The 17,104-nt window shown below is 57.5% G+C and carries 18 protein-coding genes and 1 tRNA gene; 2 read left to right on the top strand and 17 right to left on the bottom strand.

Annotation, left to right across the window (positions count from 1 at the left end; translation table 11 throughout):
• Nucleotides 1-10 precede the first annotated feature (10 nt).
• From AC1RDQ_RS12265 to AC1RDQ_RS12210, 12 genes are all read right to left on the bottom strand, one after another.
• On the bottom strand, nucleotides 11-721 hold the full coding sequence (locus AC1RDQ_RS12265) for an ABC transporter permease (protein ID WP_492587393.1): 711 nt from the start codon (nucleotides 719-721) through the stop codon (nucleotides 11-13).
• Nucleotides 718-1,446 (bottom strand): ABC transporter permease, encoded by a 729-nt coding sequence (locus AC1RDQ_RS12260; RefSeq protein WP_057712432.1) that lies wholly within the window; start codon nucleotides 1,444-1,446, stop codon nucleotides 718-720. The genes AC1RDQ_RS12265 and AC1RDQ_RS12260 overlap by 4 nt, the downstream gene beginning before the upstream one ends.
• 55 nt (nucleotides 1,447-1,501) lie before the next feature.
• Entirely contained in the window at nucleotides 1,502-2,284 is a 783-nt protein-coding gene (locus tag AC1RDQ_RS12255; protein ID WP_154861232.1) for a transporter substrate-binding domain-containing protein, read from the bottom strand.
• Nucleotides 2,285-3,090: 806 nt separating this feature from the next.
• A complete protein-coding gene (locus AC1RDQ_RS12250) occupies nucleotides 3,091-3,507 on the bottom strand; it encodes a hypothetical protein (RefSeq protein WP_057712430.1) in 417 nt (138 codons plus the stop codon).
• A 114-nt stretch (nucleotides 3,508-3,621) separates the two neighbouring features.
• On the bottom strand, nucleotides 3,622-4,659 hold the full coding sequence (locus AC1RDQ_RS12245) for an Abi family protein (RefSeq protein WP_057712429.1): 1,038 nt from the start codon (nucleotides 4,657-4,659) through the stop codon (nucleotides 3,622-3,624).
• A gap of 274 nt (nucleotides 4,660-4,933) precedes the next feature.
• Nucleotides 4,934-5,009, bottom strand: a tRNA-Thr gene (locus AC1RDQ_RS12240).
• Nucleotides 5,010-5,087: 78 nt separating this feature from the next.
• A complete protein-coding gene (locus AC1RDQ_RS12235) occupies nucleotides 5,088-5,912 on the bottom strand; it encodes an FkbM family methyltransferase (protein WP_492587391.1) in 825 nt (274 codons plus the stop codon).
• Between the two features lie 343 nt (nucleotides 5,913-6,255).
• Nucleotides 6,256-7,485 (bottom strand): methyltransferase, encoded by a 1,230-nt coding sequence (locus AC1RDQ_RS12230; protein ID WP_492587389.1) that lies wholly within the window; start codon nucleotides 7,483-7,485, stop codon nucleotides 6,256-6,258.
• On the bottom strand, nucleotides 7,466-8,155 hold the full coding sequence (locus tag AC1RDQ_RS12225; RefSeq protein WP_057712426.1) for an ABC transporter permease: 690 nt from the start codon (nucleotides 8,153-8,155) through the stop codon (nucleotides 7,466-7,468). The genes AC1RDQ_RS12230 and AC1RDQ_RS12225 overlap by 20 nt, the downstream gene beginning before the upstream one ends.
• On the bottom strand, nucleotides 8,152-8,847 hold the full coding sequence (locus tag AC1RDQ_RS12220; RefSeq protein WP_057712425.1) for an ABC transporter permease: 696 nt from the start codon (nucleotides 8,845-8,847) through the stop codon (nucleotides 8,152-8,154). Before AC1RDQ_RS12220 ends, AC1RDQ_RS12225 begins: the two co-directional genes overlap by 4 nt.
• Nucleotides 8,848-8,919: 72 nt before the next feature.
• Nucleotides 8,920-9,669, bottom strand: coding sequence for an ABC transporter substrate-binding protein (locus AC1RDQ_RS12215; protein ID WP_015093061.1), 750 nt, complete (start codon nucleotides 9,667-9,669; stop codon nucleotides 8,920-8,922).
• Between the two features lie 13 nt (nucleotides 9,670-9,682).
• A complete protein-coding gene (locus tag AC1RDQ_RS12210; protein WP_007972784.1) occupies nucleotides 9,683-10,456 on the bottom strand; it encodes an ABC transporter ATP-binding protein in 774 nt (257 codons plus the stop codon).
• Nucleotides 10,457-11,020: 564 nt separating this feature from the next.
• Here AC1RDQ_RS12210 and gabP point away from each other — a divergent pair.
• The gene (gabP, locus tag AC1RDQ_RS12205) at nucleotides 11,021-12,412 is read left to right on the top strand and encodes a GABA permease (protein WP_057712424.1); all 1,392 of its coding nucleotides are present in this window, start codon (nucleotides 11,021-11,023) and stop codon (nucleotides 12,410-12,412) included.
• A 71-nt stretch (nucleotides 12,413-12,483) separates the two neighbouring features.
• Here the strand turns inward: gabP and AC1RDQ_RS12200 are convergent, their stop codons facing one another.
• From AC1RDQ_RS12200 to AC1RDQ_RS12185, 4 genes are all read right to left on the bottom strand, one after another.
• Entirely contained in the window at nucleotides 12,484-12,936 is a 453-nt protein-coding gene (locus AC1RDQ_RS12200; protein ID WP_057712423.1) for a hypothetical protein, read from the bottom strand.
• Between the two features lie 6 nt (nucleotides 12,937-12,942).
• Nucleotides 12,943-13,359: a hypothetical protein gene (locus tag AC1RDQ_RS12195; protein ID WP_090452584.1), complete on the bottom strand. Its 417-nt coding sequence runs from the start codon at nucleotides 13,357-13,359 to the stop codon at nucleotides 12,943-12,945.
• 38 nt (nucleotides 13,360-13,397) lie between these two features.
• Nucleotides 13,398-14,372 (bottom strand): alpha/beta hydrolase family protein, encoded by a 975-nt coding sequence (locus AC1RDQ_RS12190; RefSeq protein WP_492587387.1) that lies wholly within the window; start codon nucleotides 14,370-14,372, stop codon nucleotides 13,398-13,400.
• 68 nt (nucleotides 14,373-14,440) lie between these two features.
• Nucleotides 14,441-15,499, bottom strand: coding sequence for a PDDEXK nuclease domain-containing protein (locus AC1RDQ_RS12185; protein ID WP_057712420.1), 1,059 nt, complete (start codon nucleotides 15,497-15,499; stop codon nucleotides 14,441-14,443).
• 253 nt (nucleotides 15,500-15,752) lie between these two features.
• On the opposite strand from AC1RDQ_RS12185, the gene AC1RDQ_RS12180 reads away from it, so the two are divergent.
• On the top strand, nucleotides 15,753-16,202 hold the full coding sequence (locus AC1RDQ_RS12180) for a carboxypeptidase regulatory-like domain-containing protein (protein WP_489339585.1): 450 nt from the start codon (nucleotides 15,753-15,755) through the stop codon (nucleotides 16,200-16,202).
• A gap of 30 nt (nucleotides 16,203-16,232) precedes the next feature.
• On the opposite strand, the gene AC1RDQ_RS12175 is transcribed toward AC1RDQ_RS12180, so the two are convergent.
• On the bottom strand, nucleotides 16,233-17,039 hold the full coding sequence (locus tag AC1RDQ_RS12175; RefSeq protein ID WP_057712418.1) for a TSUP family transporter: 807 nt from the start codon (nucleotides 17,037-17,039) through the stop codon (nucleotides 16,233-16,235).
• Nucleotides 17,040-17,104: the final 65 nt, after the last annotated feature.

The following is a 17,104-nucleotide window of genomic DNA, read 5'->3' as shown; positions in this document are numbered from 1 at the left end:
GCATCCTGAATTAGTGAGCCGGGCCGAGGAAGGACAACCAGCGGCGTTCAGCCAGGCGGAACAGGCCGACCAGGGAGAATGTGACTGTCAGGTAGATCAACGCGGCGATGCCGAACGACTGGAAGGTCAGGAAGGTCGCCGAGTTGGCGTCCCGCGCGACTTTCAGAATGTCCGGGATGGTCGCGGTGAAGGCCACGGTGGTCGAGTGCAGCATCAGAATCACTTCGTTGCTGTAATAAGGCAGCGAGCGACGCAGGGCGGACGGCATGATCACGTAGGTGTACAGCTTCCAGCCAGTCAGGCCGTAGGCCTTGGCCGCTTCGACTTCACCATGGGCCATGCTGCGAATCGCCCCGGCGAAGATCTCCGTGGTGTAAGCGCAGGTGTTCAGGGCGAACGCCAGGATGGTGCAGTTCATCGCATCGCGAAAGAACGCATCCAGCACTGGCTGAGCTCGTACCGCGGCCAGGCTGTATATCCCCGTGTAGCAAATCAGCAACTGGATATACAGCGGTGTGCCACGGAACAGGTAGGTGTAGAACTGCACCGGCCAGCGCACCCAGACATTGGTCGAGACCCGGGCTATAGACAGCGGGACCGACATCACGAAGCCGAAGAAGATCGAGGCACTGAGCAGCCAGAGGGTCATGGCCAGCCCGGTGATGTGAGTGCCGTCCTGGAACAGGAACGGTTTCCAGTATTCCTGCAGTAGCTCGATCATCGCACGGCCTCCCGGGTGCCTGCGGCGTAGAAGATTTCCATCCGGCGCAAGACGTAGTTCGAAACGGTGGTGATCACCAGATAGATCAAGGCGGCCAGTATCAGGAAGAAGAACAGCTGATAGGAGCTCTTGCCCGCGTCCTGGGCCACCTTGACCAGATCTGCCAGGCCAATGATCGACACCAGCGCGGTGGCCTTGAGGATCACCATCCAGTTATTACCGATGCCCGGCAGGGCAAAACGCATCATTTGCGGGAACACCACCAGGCGAAAGCGCTGGGCGCGGGTCAGGCCGTAGGCAGTAGCCGCTTCCATCTGCCCTCGGGGTACGGCAAGGATGGCGCCACGGAAGGTTTCGGTGAAATACGCCCCGTAGATGAAGCCCAGGGTAATGACCCCGGCGCTAAAGGGGTTGATTTCGATATAGTCCCAGCCCAGTGCTTCGGTCAGGCTGGTCAGCCAGGTTTGCAGGCTGTAGAAGATCAACAGCATCAGCACCAGGTCCGGCACCCCGCGGATCAGCGTGGTGTAGGCCTGCGCAGGGACGCGCAGCAGTGCCGATTTCGAAAGCTTGGCGCTGGCGCCGATCAGGCCCAGGCCAACGCTCACCAGCAAGCACAGAAAGGATAATTTGACAGTCATCCAGGAACCTTGCAGCAACAGCGGGCCAAAGCCCTTGAGGCTGAAGCCTGACAGCCCCAGGATCATCAACAGGTTTTCGAACATTGGGCAGCCCTACGTCAATCCAGAAAGCGCCCATCCGGAAATGGGCGCAGGGTCATTATTGGCCGCTGTAGAGATTCAGATCGCCAAAGTGCTTCTGCTGGACGGCCGCATAGGTGCCATTGTCGTGCAGTGCCTTGATGCCTTTGTTCAGCAAGGCCTGGAGCTCGGCGTTGCCTTTGGTGAGGCCCACGGCGGTTTTGGCTGGCAGCAGAGGGCTTTCCACCGGTTCGCTGATTTGGAAGTCGGCGCCTGGCGGCGACTTCAGGAAGCCCAGTTCGGCTTGCAGCATGTCCTGGATCGAGGCATCGAGGCGGCCGGAGATCAGGTCGGCGTACACCTGGTCCTGGTTGGCGTAGGCCTGCGTCTCTACCCCAGCCTTGTCCAGCACGGCCTTGGCGTAGGCTTCCTGGATGGTGCCTTGCTCGTAGCCGACTTTCTTGCCCTTGAGGGAAGCCGGATCGGTGCCGACGGCCGCGCCTTTCTTGAATACCAGCGCGGTCGGGCCAGAGAACAGCTCGCTCGAGAAATCGATGACTTTCTCACGTGCCGGCGTGACGGTCATGGAAGAGATCACGCCATCGAACTTGTTGGCCTTGAGGCCGGGAATCATGCCGTCGAAGTCGCTTTCAACCCACTTGCACTTGACCTTCAGCTCAGCGCAGATCGCGTTGCCCAGGTCGATATCGAAGCCCACCAGGCTGCCATCGGCGGCCTTGGATTCGAACGGCGCATAAGAGGGGTCAACGCCGAAGCGCAACTCCTTGTACTCCTTGGCCAGCGCGGAACCGGCAGCTACACACAAAGCCAACGCAGAAAGGGTCAGAAATTTTCTTTTCATTGTTTTTATTCCTAAGGACCAACGTGAGCGCTTGTGACACATGAGTACTGTTATGGAACTCGTATGACACTATGGAAGAAGTAACACTCGACAGGTCGCGCTCCTGGTGAACAAGAAGGCAGAGCCCGTGGGGGAAAGTAGTCTAGAAGCAAGCGAGTGCGACGATAAGACGAAAAGTGCGTTGATTTAACGAATTAATGGTCATTATGACGAGCAATACTGACTATGTGATGATTTGGCGTGCTGCCGCTGACCGAAAACTGCCCCAGGTGTTCAACTGTTCCCGTTCAACTTTTGAGCAGGGGCACACAGGGTGATTAGCATGAGGTAGCTTCCATTTTCGCGGACGTGAAAATCGCATCCTGGTACTGCCGAAGCCCTGACACTACGGAGCGACGTGCGGCTGATAATTCCGTCGACTCGCCCACCCATTTGCATTCCACCTGACCAGTTGGATGTGTCAGGTGCTTGAGGAGAGCTGGCAGCATCGATCAAGGGCCACATGGTCAACTCAATCAACGATCATCCGCAGATCCGGGAGGTGTTCTCGGGGCTTCGCCTGAAGGAAGTGCCATTCCGGCATATGGTGGGGAGCAAGGCGGTAAGCAGGCCAATGAGCTGATCTACTTCAACTGGTAACAATCGCACCCAACGAAAAAGCCGCCCTTGAGGCGGCTTTTTTGGCTCTGTACATGTGAAAATTTTGCCAATTTCAACTAAGTGGTGAAATTTGAGGCTACGAAGTCCAAAGTTCTAAGTGAACATCAATTTCGGTGAGAGTATTCGTTGAGTTTTATTAGCTTTAATTAAGAAAGCAACCAACGGATGTCACTGCAATAATGCCTAAGGCAATCAACGCAGTGCTCTTGATTTCGCTCTTTCCCAAAGGCTGCCCGCAAGACTTTGTCATATTTTTCTTCAGCAATTTGAGGGCGAGCAGCTGAGATTTTTTTGTTTATGTAATCGAAGCCGGCATAGTCGATGATGTCCATCATGCACGATTCTAAGCACACCACCTTGGTTCGAAGGAACTCAAAGGCATCAAGCTGATCATAGGCGCAGATTGCTCGCAGAGCTCTCTTGTCACCAGTCAACATGAAGTAATCAAACTTTTTATCGTGATTATCTTTGGCGTGGAGGAAGAGGGCCTGCTTGCCAACATCGATCTCAGGGATCTCTATTAAGTGATCGATTAAATCGAGTATTGGTGCTTCTTGTAGCACATTGCAATGCTCAAAAAATTCACTGATTCGTTCAAAGGCCTGAGGGCTGCCAACATAACGCTCTATGGACTTGCGAAAAGCGTGCGAAAAGGGGACGGATTTATTTTCGGATATTTAGGTTGGGGGGAATGGTGGAGGCGATACCTGCAGTTTCTGGCTTCCCTGTTCCAAGCACCATTGCTGCTGACGTTTCCAGTCATTTGGAAATCCCATGAGTCTCAAATAACCCGGTTCTTGCTGATCCATGATTTCGGCCAAGCGAAGCTTCCACTGGCTGTCTGGACTGATCAAGTCGGTTAGGTAGGCCAGCATCGTCAATACGATGTATAGCCGCTGCTTGGGTTGAGGCCGGTCGGCAGGTGCAGTTGGGATGACCCATTCTTTGGGTAAGGCTGGTCGAATCGAGAGCTCTCGGTTCCATAGCCGTGAGTGATGGGCGCAGCAGTTTCGAATGAAAGTCAGGGTGTGTAGCCAGGAGGCCAATACATCGAAGGGCAGATTGAATCTGGCGGCGATAGCTTTTTTATCGGCACTTCTGCCTATGGCATTGAAGAGGGTAGATACCGTCCCAAGGCTGAGTTCTTCCAGGACCGCCCAAGCGGGCGGCAGCTCAGGGTGGGCATAGGTCGCTCCGTAGTATCGGAAGTAGTTATCGCGCATGCGGTTTTCGATCCGCTGTTGCTGGAGCCCATCGGCCTGTCGGCCATTTTTGATGCGCTCAATATCACGTCTGAGTTTATTGCGCTCCTTGTTCAATTGCTCTCGCAGTGGACGCAACAGCTCGAGGTGTGGGTATGACGAGGAGAAGACTGACGCGTCAGCTATCCAGTCAGGCCCATACTTAGGGCACATGTGATTGCTGATAGTCGCTCGTACGGCGACTTCGACACGTTCGATGGCATCCATGGTTATGCGTCGCAACGAACCATCGAAGCGGTAGATGTCGACGACTGCTTTCAGAGTGCTGCCGGGTTTGAAGGTGTGTTCAGGGTCTGGCTCCTGGAAGGGGCGCATGTAGGGACTCAGTCGAAACAGCGTGACCACTTCGAGAAAGCGCATGGCCCGATCGTCGTTGGCGACGTGCAGGCCTCGTTGCTTTAGCAGTTCCAATTGCTGTTCTACGCTGAGGGCCGGCTTGTCGAAGGGCCTCATTGTAGATTTCTCCAGGCAAAAAAAACCCGCACGATTTGAGCTTGCTGACTGGGTCAACCTAGGCTTGGCGGGTGTGTTGGGGTGCATTATAGGTAGCTGGAGAAGGTCGTCAACGTCATCCCGAAGTGAAACTGTAACGGGTAGGTGTGCAGGTAGATTTTGGTGCAGGCTGTCGGTAAGGGGTAATGCGGTATTTACAGGGGGGGTAGCAGTTGGATTTCCGGATGCCAGAAACAACAAAGCCCTCGCATTTCTGCAAGGGCTTCGTTTTGTATGGTGCCGGCACCAGGAATCGAACCCGGGACCTACTGATTACAAGTCAGTTGCTCTACCATCTGAGCTATACCGGCGTGTCAGGGCGACGATTATAGCGATTGGTTGGCTTCTGTAAACCCCTGAATTATGACTATTTTTGCGCTGGCTTCAGGTCAGGCGTGCAGCAGGGTTTTCTTGAGTTTCTGGATGGCTTGCCAGGTTCGACTGTTTTGCATCGCGCGCAGCTGTGCTTCGGCCTGTTCGGCGCGTTGCAGGGCGGCGGCGAGTTGGTGTTCGATGTCGCCGACAGGGTGGCTGAAGTTGTGGCCTTTGCAGAACTGGAACTCGTCCAGGTTGCACGGCGGGATGTCGAAGGCGGGTTTGAGGTTCAGGTGTTCTTCGGCGAGGTAGTAGGTGTTGATGCCGTCGAACAGGATGGAGTGGTAGCCGGCGTCGGTGACGAGGGTTTCCCAGGTCTGGTCGCGGGCCCAGGGGGTTTCGATAAGGATCACCCATGGCCGCCATTGGCTGAAGTCCATGCCGCGCAGGACGGTTTCTTCGTGGCCTTCGACATCGATTTTCAGGAAGTGAATGGCGCGGCTCTGGGCGTGTTCTTCGCAGATGGAGGCCAGGGTGCGGGACTTGATCGTTTGGCTGCGCACGTCCATGCCGGCGTCTCGGTGCAGTTTGGCCATGGCCGGGTCCAGGGTCGAAAGGCCGGTGCCGGCGATGCCGTAGAAGGTCAGTTCGTCAGCACTTTCCCCGGCCGCGCACTGCAGGTTGGTGTCTTTGGGGCGTTGCTGGCTCAGGGCTTCGAAATAGTTGGGCATCGGTTCGACATTGATGCCGGTCCAGCCGTTGTCGTAGAACGCCTTGGTGACGGAGTCATGGGTGGGATCGTTTGCCCCGACGTCGATGTAGAAGCCGTTCTCGACGGTTTTGAGGGCGCGCCACAGGCGTATGTCTTCGAAATTCTGTGCGTAGGAAATGAAAGTCACTGGCGCATCCTGTCGGAGGAATGTTCTTGTTCGTGGCCGCGCTGCCGGCGCCCTTGCGTGTGTGTATATCAAGAGTAATGAAAGGGTGCAATTTCCCCTGTCTGCGATCCGGGATTAGGCATTTATGTCGTTTTGATTAAATGCTTATGCACAATGCCATTGGCAGCGCACTGGGTTTAGGTCGAAATTGTGGATCCGTTCTCGTTTGTTCGCAAATACCTGTTTTTTCGATTTTTTATGCGAGTGTATAAAAAATGAACAGTGTGGATTTAGCCCTGAAACAGGCGTGGATATTGGATCCACGATTATTTCATCAACAGAGTTATCCACAGGTCGGATGTATTTAAGCGCGTTCGGCCAGGAGCAGGAAATTACGCGGCGTGAGCGGAGTTTCGCAGAAGGTGCCGACACGGGCGCTGTAGCCCTGCTCGGTGAGGAAAAGTGCCCGGTCAAGGACCAGCCAAAGCTCCAGTGGGCGTCGGAAAAGTCCGCGTAGTAGTTCAAGGTTGCGCACTTCGGCCAGTCGCTGCCAACCGGCGGCTTCGAGGGCTGGCCAATCTTGCGGGCCGATTGTGGATAACTCTTTGAGAGTGGCCAGATGATGGCAGTAATCGGCGAAGGGTTTGTCCAGCCAGGCGCTGGGCAGGGAGGGGGTTGGCAGGTACTCGTCCATTCCGCGCAGTTGCCGTTGCAGCAAGTCGAAGCCCAGGCGCCGGGCCATGGAGGTGTCGCGTTGACGTCGCACGCGGGCACCGGCGGTAACGGTTTCGCTCATGGGCAACGCGAGGTCGTCGAGGGAAAGCTGTAAGCCGGAGCCTTGGGCGGCCGAGGAAATCGGCGAGTATTGGGTAAGACTGATCCGGTTGTAGCAACACGGCGCGATGGCGAGCTGTTTGCAGCCTGTGACGCTGGCGAGTTGAATCAGCCGCACATGCAAATCACCGCAGGCGTGAAGCGCGACGGGCGTGTGATACGCACCCAGTAAACAAGCTGCGTCTGCCGCGAGCACATCCTGTTCGATATGCAGCGCATGCAGGTGATGGCGCTGGCTGAGTGCCTGGCCGCTGGTTACCAGTGCCGGGTCGTATTCCAGGCACGTCAGTTGTTGCCCCGGTTGCAGCAGGCGGCGGCCCAGATGTCCCTTGCCCGAGCACCAGTCCATCCAATGCTGCGGTGCTTCGGAAAACTGCAACCGACTGGCGAAGGCTTCGATCTGTTGCCATTTGCGCCCCGGTACATCGACGTTCAACCGATGGCCCGCCGCTTCGAGTGTGCGAGCCGGCAACTCATCCACGGCACTCAAGGCAACGGACATTGTTGCCAGGGAAGCAAAGGGCTCCGGTGCATTCAGAAGGGCAGGTTGGTTGTGAGCGTTTTCCGCTTCTTCCAGCGACCGCTTGCGTAGCCATGCGGCCAGATCAGGGTAGTACGCTTCCCAGGGAAGATGCCGATGAGTGAACGGTCGGGGTTTCCACAGTGCCTGATGCTCTGTCAGAAAAGCATCCAGCGCGGTGAAACGGGCGAGCAGGGCCTCGCCCGTCAACACGCCGCTATCAACGTCCTTGGCAGGCATCGACGCGCAACCAGCGCTCCAGCAGCTTGAAGCCACGCACCAGCACGTAAGCCATTACCAGATAGAACATGCCCGCGGCGAAGAAGATCTCCACCGGCAGGTAGGTCCGGGCAATGATGGTGCGGGCCATGCCGGTCAATTCCAGCAGGGTCACGGTGCTGGCCAAGGCGCTGGCCTTGAGCATCAGGATCACTTCGTTGCTGTAGGCCGGCAGGCCGATGCGCGCGGCGCGCGGCAGCATGATGTAGAACAGCGCTTTTGGTTTGGACATGCCCAGTGCCCGTGCCGCTTCGATCTCGCCCGGTGGAATCGCCTGGATGGCGCCCCGCAGGATTTCCGCAATGTAGGCCGCGGTGTGCAAGGTCATGGTCGCCGTGGCGCACCAGAACGGATCGCGCAGGTACGGCCACATCGAACTGTTACGGATCGCGTCGAATTGCGCCAGGCCGTAGTAGACCAGGAACAGCTGAACCAGCAACGGCGTGCCCCGGAAAAAGAAAATGTAGCCGTAGGGAAATGCCCGCACCCACCACAGGCGCGACGAGCGGGCGATGCCCAGTGGAATGGCCAGCAGCAAACCGGCGATCACGGCGATGGCGACCAGTTCCAGGGTCAGGGTTGCGCCCTGGGCCAGTTTCGGCAGCCACTTGATGATGACTTCCCAGTTCATTGGGTGCTCCTCGCGAAGCCGCGAGCGGCACGTTTTTCCAGGAAGTGCATGCCGGTCATCGCCAGCACCGTCAGGCTCAGGTACATGAACGCGGCCACCATATAGAAGGTGAACGGTTGCTTGGAGACGGTCACGCCGATTTGCGCATGACGCATGATTTCTTCCAGGCCGATCACCGACACCAGCGCGGTGTCCTTCATCAGGATCATGAACAGGTTGCCCAGGCCCGGCAGGGCAATGCGCCACATCTGCGGCATGATCAGCTTGGTGAAGATGCGCCATTTCGACAGGCCCAGGGCCACGCCGGCTTCACGATGGCCTTTGGGGATGGCGAGGATCGCACCGCGAAACACTTCCGTGGCGTAGGCGCCGAAGCACAGGCCAAGCGCAATCACACCGGCGGCGAAGGCGTTGAGTTCAAGGTCGGGGTTGCCGAAGAACTCGCCCAGGGCACGCATCAGGTTGACCGTGCCGAAGTAGATCAACAGCACCCAGAGCAATTCCGGGATACCGCGAACCAGGGTCGAATAAGTGCCGCCAAGCCATTGCAGCGGCTTGTACGGGGAAGTCTTGGCCAAGGCGCCGAGCAGACCGAGTACCAGCCCCAGGCACAAGGCCGAGAGTGCCAGTTTCACAGTCATCAGCGCGCCAGCGGCGAGCGCCGGGCCGAATCCGTAGAGGTCGATAATCATGGATTTCTTTTCAAATCGCGGCAGGCAAGGCCGAGAACCGGCGCCATCAGGCGCCGGTCAGGCAGGTCAGTATCAATAGATGCTGAACGGGAAGTACTTGTCGTTGATCTTCTTGTAGGTGCCGTCAGCGACGATTTCTTTCAGCGCGGTGTTCAGCTTCTCGCGGATCGGGTCTTTCTTGCGCACGGCAATACCGATCTTGTCGCTCTCTTCCACTGGGTCACCCTTGAACTCGTAGCTACGGCCAGCGTCGCTTTTCAGCCATTCGTAGTTGACGTACTTGTCGGCCAGGATGCCGTCCAGGCGGCCGGAAGTCAGGTCGAGGTAGGCGTTTTCCTGGGTGTCGTAGAGCTTGATGGTGATGTCGTCACCATAGTTGTCTTCCAGGAAGGTGCCGGCCAGGGTCGCGCGCTGGGCGCCGATGATCTTGCCTTTGAGCGCGGCCTTGTCGGTTTTGAAGTCGATGTCTTTCTTGGCGATGAACTGCAGCTTGTTGGAGTAGTACGGGTCGGTGAAGTCCACCGCTTGCTTGCGCTCGTCGGTGATCGACATCGAGGAGATCAGGAAGTCGAACTTCTTGGCGTTCAGGGCCGGGATGATGCCGTCCCAGTCGGAGGTCACGACGGTGCACTCGACTTTCATCTTGGCGCACAGGGCGTCGCCGATCTCTTTGTCGAAGCCGACGACATTGCCACTGGCATCTTTATTGTTGAACGGCGGGTAAGCCGCTTCGATGCCCATCTTCAGGGTTTCGGCCATGGCACCGGCGCTGAACGCCAGGGTGACGGCGGCAGCCAGGAAGACCTTTTTGTAGTTCTGCATGTGGGTAGCTCCGTTAGCGGTTGCTGGACATGAATTGTTTGCAGCGCGCCGAAAGCGGGTTTTCAAACACCTGCTGTGGCGATCCTTGCTCTTCTACCAGGCCCTGGTGGAGGAACACCACTTCACTTGAGACCTGACGGGCGAAGCCCATTTCGTGGGTCACGAGCAGCATGGTGCGGCCTTCTTCGGCCAGCGCGCGGATGACATTAAGTACTTCCTGGACCATTTCCGGGTCAAGCGCCGAGGTGGGCTCGTCGAACAGGATGACCTTGGGCTGCATGGCCAGGGTGCGGGCGATGGCCGCGCGTTGTTGCTGGCCGCCAGACAACTGCGCCGGGTAGGCATGGCGCTTGTCGGCGATGCCGACCTTGGCCAGCAGGGCTTCGGCCACTTCGATGGCTTCGGCCTTGCTCTGGCCGAGCACGCGGCGCGGGGCTTCGATGATGTTGTCGAGCACACTCATGTGCGGCCACAGGTTAAAGTTTTGAAATACAAAACCGATTTCGCTGCGCAGGCGATTGATCTGCTTGCCGTCGGCGGCCACCAGTTCACCGTTCTTCGCGGCCTTGAGCTTGAGTTCTTCGCCGGCGACCAGAATCTGGCCCTGGTGCGGGTTCTCCAGCAGGTTGATGCACCGCAGGAACGTGGACTTGCCGGAGCCGGAGGAACCCAGGATCGAGATCACATCGCCGTCGCGGGCGGTCAGCGAGATGCCTTTGAGCACCTCCAGCGAACCGTAGCGTTTGTGCAAGTTGCGGATTTCAAGCGCGGGCGTGGCCTCAGCCATGTGCGTTCCTCATATATGTTGCGCTCCTGCTGTTGGCGGCCTTCCTGGCGAGGCGGCCAACCTAGCATAGCGTTTCAATGGCAGCCAACAGCGCTACGGACGGTAATCGGCTGGTGTGTGGCAGGTTGTCGCATCGACGCAGCAGACTGTCGCCCCATCAACAACCGAACAACCGTTTGAACCTTGCCTGTCGATAAAAAGCGCGGTGGCTGCCGCAAAAAAAGGCGCGATGTTGCCAGCTTTGACAGGGTGTTGGAAGCGCTATCCGGCCAAATGCACCGCTTGTGCACTTTTAATGTGCGCGGAGCCCTTTTCAGGTGTGTTTCCGGTGCGCTGATGTAACCGCAAAAGTGGGGCGCAGGGTAACGCTTTGGCAAAGTGCCATTAAATTCAAAGGGTTGCGATGACCGTCCGGTCGAGGCGAGATCGCCGGGCTAGAGGGTTTTGAAATATTTTGGCGCAATTATTGCGTGCAGAATCCAGAACGCCCTGTTGGCTTCTTTTTACGAGAAGGTCCGCCGAACGGGATGCACGCATTCGCTTCTCCTTACAAAGGTAGTTTTAATGAGCAGTACCCAAAGCTCTAATGGCCTCGAACAGGGGCTCAAACCGCGCCACGTGACCATGCTGTCGATTGCCGGGGTTATCGGCGCCGGCTTGTTCGTTGGCTCGGGTCACGCCATCGCCGCTGCAGGTCCGGCTGTTCTGTTGGCTTACGCCGCCGCCGGCATGTTGGTGGTGCTGGTGATGCGTATGCTCGGCGAAATGGCCGTTGCCTCGCCGGACACCGGTTCGTTTTCGACTTACGCCGACCGCGCGATCGGTCACTGGGCCGGCTTCACCATCGGCTGGTTGTACTGGTGGTTCTGGGTTCTGGTGATCCCGTTGGAAGCCAACGCTGCCGCGACCATCTTGCATGCCTGGTTCCCTGGCGTGGACATCTGGGCCTTCGCCCTGGTCATCACGATGCTGTTGACCGTGACCAACCTGTTCAGCGTGAAGAACTACGGTGAATTCGAGTTCTGGTTTGCCCTGATCAAAGTGTTGGCCATCATCGGTTTCATTGTTCTGGGCCTCATGGCGATCTTCGGCTTCCTGCCGGGCAGCCAGGTCAGCGGCGTTTCCCATCTGTTCGACACCCAGGGTTTCCTGCCAAACGGCATGGGCGCGGTGTTGGGTGCCATCCTGACCACCATGTTCTCCTTCATGGGCACCGAGATCGTGACCATCGCGGCCGCGGAATCGAAGAACCCTGGCAAGCAAATCTCCAAGGCCACCAACTCGGTTATCTGGCGGATCGGCTTGTTCTACCTCGTGTCGATCTTCATCGTCGTGGCTCTGGTGCCTTGGAACGACCCGGTACTGGCAAGCCTGGGCTCCTACCAGACTGTACTTGAGCGCATGGGCATCCCTAACGCCAAGATGATCGTCGATATCGTGGTGTTGGTCGCTGTGACCAGCTGCCTGAACTCGGCGCTCTACACCTCGTCGCGGATGTTGTTCTCCCTGGGCAAGCGCGGCGATGCGCCGGCCATGTCCACCCGCACCAATAAAAGTGGCACGCCATACTGGGCGGTGATGCTGTCCACTGGCGCAGCGTTCCTGGCAACATTCGCCAACTACGTAGCTCCGGCTGCGGTGTTCGAATTCCTGCTGGCCAGCTCCGGCGCCATCGCATTGCTGGTGTACCTGGTGATTGCGATTTCGCAACTGCGCATGCGCAAGCAGCGTATAGCGCGCGGGGAGAAAATTGCCTTCAGCATGTGGCTGTTCCCGGGCCTGACCTACGCGGTGATCGTCTTCATCGTCGCGGCCCTGACCATCATGCTGTTCCAGGAAGCCCATCGCGTGGAAATTCTCGCGACCGGCTTGCTCAGTGCTTTGGTGGTAGCGGCCGGCTTGCTGGTGGCTCGCCGTCGCAAACTGGAAAAGCGTGGCGCGGTAGTGCTGAACTGATCCATACCGCGTAACGCAAAACGGCCGCTGTCAGTGATGACAAGCGGCCGTTTTTGTTTGAGTCGTAACCCTTACTCGGCTTTTTCTTCCGGCGCTTCCAGCGACTCGCGGTAGACATCCAGTGCGTCACCGAAGTCAGCAATGAACTGCGGTTCGCTCAGCCACGCCTGAGCGGTCTCGCGGTCCATGCCGTCGGCCCACATGCGGTAGTCGATCAGCATGTCGGCGGCCAGGTGGGTGGCGGCCATGCCTTCGTCGTCGGCGTTTTCCATGTCCAGCAGTTCTGGATGGTCGATGATGATAAAGGCCAGGTTCGTCAGCAGCACCGAGAGCATTTCGCTGCGGCTGACGGCTTCCGCGTCGCGCATTTTGCTGAACATCGCCAGGGTGTATTCCGGGATCGGCTCGGCGAGGTGGCCAAGATCATCGTCCAGCGCTGCGGGTTTGCGGCCGTGGATATTGATCTGCTTGGCTTTGGCTTTTGCGCGCTTGGCGCGTTTCTGTTGCTTGTTCAGGGAGGCCATGGGAACTCAGTTCGGTTTCTGTTGGGTTTGCGCGGCAATGGCGTCGGACGCCGCCACGTAGTCGGCCTGGAAGGCCGGTGATTCGATCCACGCCAGGGCGCCGGCTTCGTCGGTTTCGGTCGACCATTGGCGATATTCGATCAGCGCGGCAAGGATGAAGTCCATCGCGCCTTCCTCGCCTTCCTGCTCGTACACCAGCTCCAGCAACGGGTCTTCGAGGAAGGCCGTGCACAGGGCTTGCTGGCTGATCTTTTCGGCGTCGATCATTTTCTTGAACAGTTCGGTCAGGTCCACCGATTCGAAGTCGATGCGATCGTCGTTCGGGTCCAGTTCCACCGGCGCGGCAGCCCGCTGGGTGCGGTTCTGCTTGGCCTTGGCCTTGGCGCGGGAGGCGCGTTTTTGCTGCTTGTTGGCGGAGGCCATGGGCGTCGTTCCGTAATTCGTTGAAAGGGGCGGGTGGCTCAGCTGCGTGGCACCGTTCGCCCGGGTGTGCCGGGGACCAGTTCGCCGTTTTGCAACCAGGCCAATGCAATGGGCCATAGTGTGGCTTGGTATGCGCTGCGAAAAAAGGCGAAATGTCCGACTTCTTCTTCGCCGATGTCTTCAGGATGGATACGCAGGTGAGAGTTTGTGCTGCCGGTGAAGTAGCCGAGCAGGCGTTCGATGGCCGGGACCGTGCCGTAGGGATCGTCGCTGATGCTGATGGCCAGGGTTTGCGCGGTGACGTCGGCAAAGGGCAACTGCCCGGCGGTTTTGCTGATTGTGCGGCCGCTGGAGCGTTTCTCGTAGCGGGCAGTGGAGAGGCTCCAGTCACGGACCACGCCGGCGGGTGTATCTTCCAGCCAGCCGAGCCGTTTGCCCGGAAAGTAGCCGCACAGCATCGTCACCAGCGGCATCACCACATGCCACTTGCCGAACATCCGCCAGCGATGAGCGGGCGCATAGTCGCGCCAGTAGGCGAATTGCGCACCGACCGTCACCAGACGCCGGATCAGGTGCCCGGACGCCCCCAGACCCGCTGCACAGCCGCCAAAGCTGTGGCCGACCACATCGATAGGCTGTTGGTGGAACTCACGCTGTGCGCGCTTGAGCATCGCCTCGAAATCCAGCGTTCCCCAATCGGTCCACGAGGCTTGAAGACCCTTGAGCAATGCCGGCCGCGACTCGCCGATGCCGCGGTAGTCATAGGTGATGACATCGAAGCCGTGGACGAACAGGTAGTCGGCGAAGCGCGAGTAGTGGCGACAACGGACCGAGGTGGCGGCATTGATGATCACGACCGGACGAGCGGCGTCCCGAGAAGGGTGTCGCCAGGTGAAGCCACCGAGGACAAAGCCGTCTGCAGCGGTTTCCTTGAACGGTTCACCGGACGCAACGCGTTGCAATGGCAACTCGATTTGAGTTGGGACGAGTGAAGGCGTTTCCTGCAAATTCATCGGCGTCGGACCTTTGCGGGTAGCTGCCAACAATAGTCTTGATGTCGTTGATGAACAATCCATTGGCCTCAACGCAGTGGTTGGTCGAGCCGTCGTTCTTCAAGTGCCATCCGCTCCCGATCCAGTGCATTACGGAGTTCCTCTTCGCTCGGCAGGACAAGCTTGTACTTGCTGGCGAGCAGTTGCTCGTTTCCTTCCTGCACTGAGTAATGCACCACGGATTCATCCTTTTGCGCACAGAGAATGATGCCGACGGTGGGGCTGTCTTGCGCGCTGCGTTTCAGGTCGTCGTACATACTCACGTACATGTCCATTTGCCCCAGGTCCTGATGGGTCAGTTCACCGCGCTTGATATCGAAGATGACGAAGCACTTGAGCAGGTAGTTGTAGAACACCAGGTCGATGTAGAAGTCTTTGCTGTCGGTGCTGATGCGTTGTTGGCGGGCAATGAATGCGAAACCCTTGCCCAGTTCCAGCAAGAAGCCCTGCAATTGTTCGATCAGCGCTTGTTCGATCTCGCTTTCCTGAAGCTTGCCGGCATTGGGTAAACCAAGAAACTCCAGTACCACCGGATCACGGATGAAGTCCCGAGGGCTGGCCTTCATGTTTTGAATGTGGGTGGCGGCCTCCTGCTTGACGCTGCCGCGATCGCGGCTCGCCAGCAGGCGTTCGTAATACAACGTATTGATCTGGCGCTCCAGCGCTCGGCTTGACCAGTTTTGGGTGGCTGATTCGTTCATGTACCAAAGACGAGCGCTGTCGTTGTCGACCCGAAGCAGGTGGCGGTAGTGGGTCCAGCTCAATTCGTGACGCAGTGCGTCACGAATTGGAAAGGCTTGATAGAACAGACGCATGTACCGAAGGTTGGAAGCGTCAAATCCCTTTCCGAACTCCGCAGTTAGCGTTTTGGCCAAGGTCGACGGTAACTCTTTGCCATACCTGACCCGTCGCGCGCCGTTCTGTTCGAACTCAACGATGTGCCGACCAGTTTGCCAACAGGTTTGCACTTGCACGGTGTCGGCCGCCCGAAGCACTTTCTGGCGTGCCTGAAGGATCAATTTGCCAAGGTTGCCAAGCAGTGATGCGAGATAGGGGTCGTGAGTGTCGTTGGGGGTGGGGGCCGTCATGAGGTCTTCCGCAGCAGGTTGAACAGCGAAAGAGAATGACAAGAGAGCCCCTTCGAAGATGCCGGGAGTTGCTGAGAAACAGGCAGGAAATACCGGGCTCTTCGGCAGGACGGGTCTAAATCCGGGCGAGGGCTGAGGAACAAATGGCGTAGTACGTTTCGTACTCAGGCCAAATCAATCTAAAACCCCTCCCTGCGACTGGAAATCCAAAGGATGTAACGATTGGGTTCCGCAGAACCCGGGAGTCGTCATCATGAAATACCTCCATACACTCCTGTTGCCCCTCACCGCTGCAGGCATGCTGATGTTTCCAGCGATGACACCTGCCGCCAGCCTTGAGCCCATCGACAGCCAGGGGGTGCAGGTGCAAAGCCAGGAGCAAAACGGCATCACCTACCTGTCCGGCGGTATCGGCGAGGATGAGTCCAAGGCCATCCAGCAGACCACTGGCTACAACCTGCACATGACGTTCTCTGTCGGGACGAGAAATGAATACACTTCTGACGTGAATGTAGTTATTCAGAAAGCCCCGGGGCAGACCGTACTGACGCTCAATGACGCCGGTCCGCTGGTTTACGTGAAACTGCCTGCCGGTAAATATACGGTCATTGCGACGCGTAACGGCGAAACACGGCAGGACGTTGCCGATGTTGGCAATGGTGCAGCCCGTAACCTGGTTTTCCACTGGAATGATGCGAGTTAACGAGAGGCTCTGAACCCTGAGTCCTGCGACTCAGGGTTTATCGTGATTAACACCTGCATACGCTTGGATGAGTGCAACGCGTAAAGGGTTGGTTTCTACGCTCAGCAGCTTGATGGCCAAAGCGCAGCAGACCACGATCAACATGGGTTTGATCAACCGTGGTCCGACCCGGACAGCGGCCCGTGCACCCAATTGAGCGCCGATGAAGGCCGCCAAAGCCATGGCTATGGCGATCGGCCAGATAATCACACCTTTAGTGATAAAGACCGACAGAGAGCCGAGATTACATGAGGCGTTGGCAAGCTTGGTAAAGCTCATGGCCCGCATCATGCCCAAGCCGCAGAGCAGTACAAATCCGACAATAAAGAAAGAGCCCACACCGGGGCCAAATATACCGTCGTAAAAACCCAGGATCGGCGCAACGCTAAACGAAAAAAACAGAACACTGATTCTCTTGCGTCGATCTTCATTGGCCAGCTTTGGAGAGAGCGCAAAATAGATGGCTACCAGAATCAGCATGATAGGCACGCAAACTTCCAGATAGCGCTTATCAATGGTGCTGACCAGCAAGGCACCACTGGCGCCGCCAACAAATCCGCAGATAACCAGGAAACGGCCTTCGCGCCACTCGATCATTCCTTTGCGAGCAAAGGTTACCGTTGCTGAAACTGTTGCCGAAGCGGCCTGGAACTTGTTCGTGGCAATTGCACTGATCGGATCTACACCTGCCAGGAACAATGCAGGCAAGGTGATCAAACCGCCACCACCGGCAATCGCATCAAAAAAACCGGCGAAAAAAGCGACGAGCGCCAACATGCCAATTACATCCCAAGACATTGCATTCTCTCTTTATGGTTATTGGCCGGTAATCACATGACTGGTCGTTCAACAGCTGGTGATAT

This window comes from Pseudomonas sp. GW823-FHT02E01 (assembly GCF_058797535.1).
The sequence above is the reverse complement of the archived record's forward strand: the minus strand, read 5'-3'. Positions and strand labels throughout refer to the sequence as shown.

Bases quoted from the DNA above. Each gene is read 5' to 3' on its own strand.
- AC1RDQ_RS12265 (WP_492587393.1), bottom strand. From the start codon at position 721: ATGATCGAGCTACTGCAGGAATACTGGAAACCGTTCCTGTTCCAGGAC.
- AC1RDQ_RS12260 (WP_057712432.1), bottom strand. From the start codon at position 1,446: ATGTTCGAAAACCTGTTGATGATCCTGGGGCTGTCAGGCTTCAGCCTC.
- AC1RDQ_RS12255 (WP_154861232.1), bottom strand. From the start codon at position 2,284: ATGAAAAGAAAATTTCTGACCCTTTCTGCGTTGGCTTTGTGTGTAGCT.
- AC1RDQ_RS12245 (WP_057712429.1), bottom strand. From the start codon at position 4,659: ATGAGGCCCTTCGACAAGCCGGCCCTCAGCGTAGAACAGCAATTGGAA.
- AC1RDQ_RS12230 (WP_492587389.1), bottom strand. From the start codon at position 7,485: ATGCCTGCCAAGGACGTTGATAGCGGCGTGTTGACGGGCGAGGCCCTG.
- AC1RDQ_RS12225 (WP_057712426.1), bottom strand. From the start codon at position 8,155: ATGAACTGGGAAGTCATCATCAAGTGGCTGCCGAAACTGGCCCAGGGC.
- AC1RDQ_RS12220 (WP_057712425.1), bottom strand. From the start codon at position 8,847: ATGATTATCGACCTCTACGGATTCGGCCCGGCGCTCGCCGCTGGCGCG.
- AC1RDQ_RS12215 (WP_015093061.1), bottom strand. From the start codon at position 9,669: ATGCAGAACTACAAAAAGGTCTTCCTGGCTGCCGCCGTCACCCTGGCG.
- AC1RDQ_RS12210 (WP_007972784.1), bottom strand. From the start codon at position 10,456: ATGGCTGAGGCCACGCCCGCGCTTGAAATCCGCAACTTGCACAAACGC.
- gabP (WP_057712424.1), top strand. From the start codon at position 11,021: ATGAGCAGTACCCAAAGCTCTAATGGCCTCGAACAGGGGCTCAAACCG.
- AC1RDQ_RS12200 (WP_057712423.1), bottom strand. From the start codon at position 12,936: ATGGCCTCCCTGAACAAGCAACAGAAACGCGCCAAGCGCGCAAAAGCC.
- AC1RDQ_RS12195 (WP_090452584.1), bottom strand. From the start codon at position 13,359: ATGGCCTCCGCCAACAAGCAGCAAAAACGCGCCTCCCGCGCCAAGGCC.
- AC1RDQ_RS12190 (WP_492587387.1), bottom strand. From the start codon at position 14,372: ATGAATTTGCAGGAAACGCCTTCACTCGTCCCAACTCAAATCGAGTTG.
- AC1RDQ_RS12185 (WP_057712420.1), bottom strand. From the start codon at position 15,499: ATGACGGCCCCCACCCCCAACGACACTCACGACCCCTATCTCGCATCA.
- AC1RDQ_RS12180 (WP_489339585.1), top strand. From the start codon at position 15,753: ATGAAATACCTCCATACACTCCTGTTGCCCCTCACCGCTGCAGGCATG.
- AC1RDQ_RS12175 (WP_057712418.1), bottom strand. From the start codon at position 17,039: ATGTCTTGGGATGTAATTGGCATGTTGGCGCTCGTCGCTTTTTTCGCC.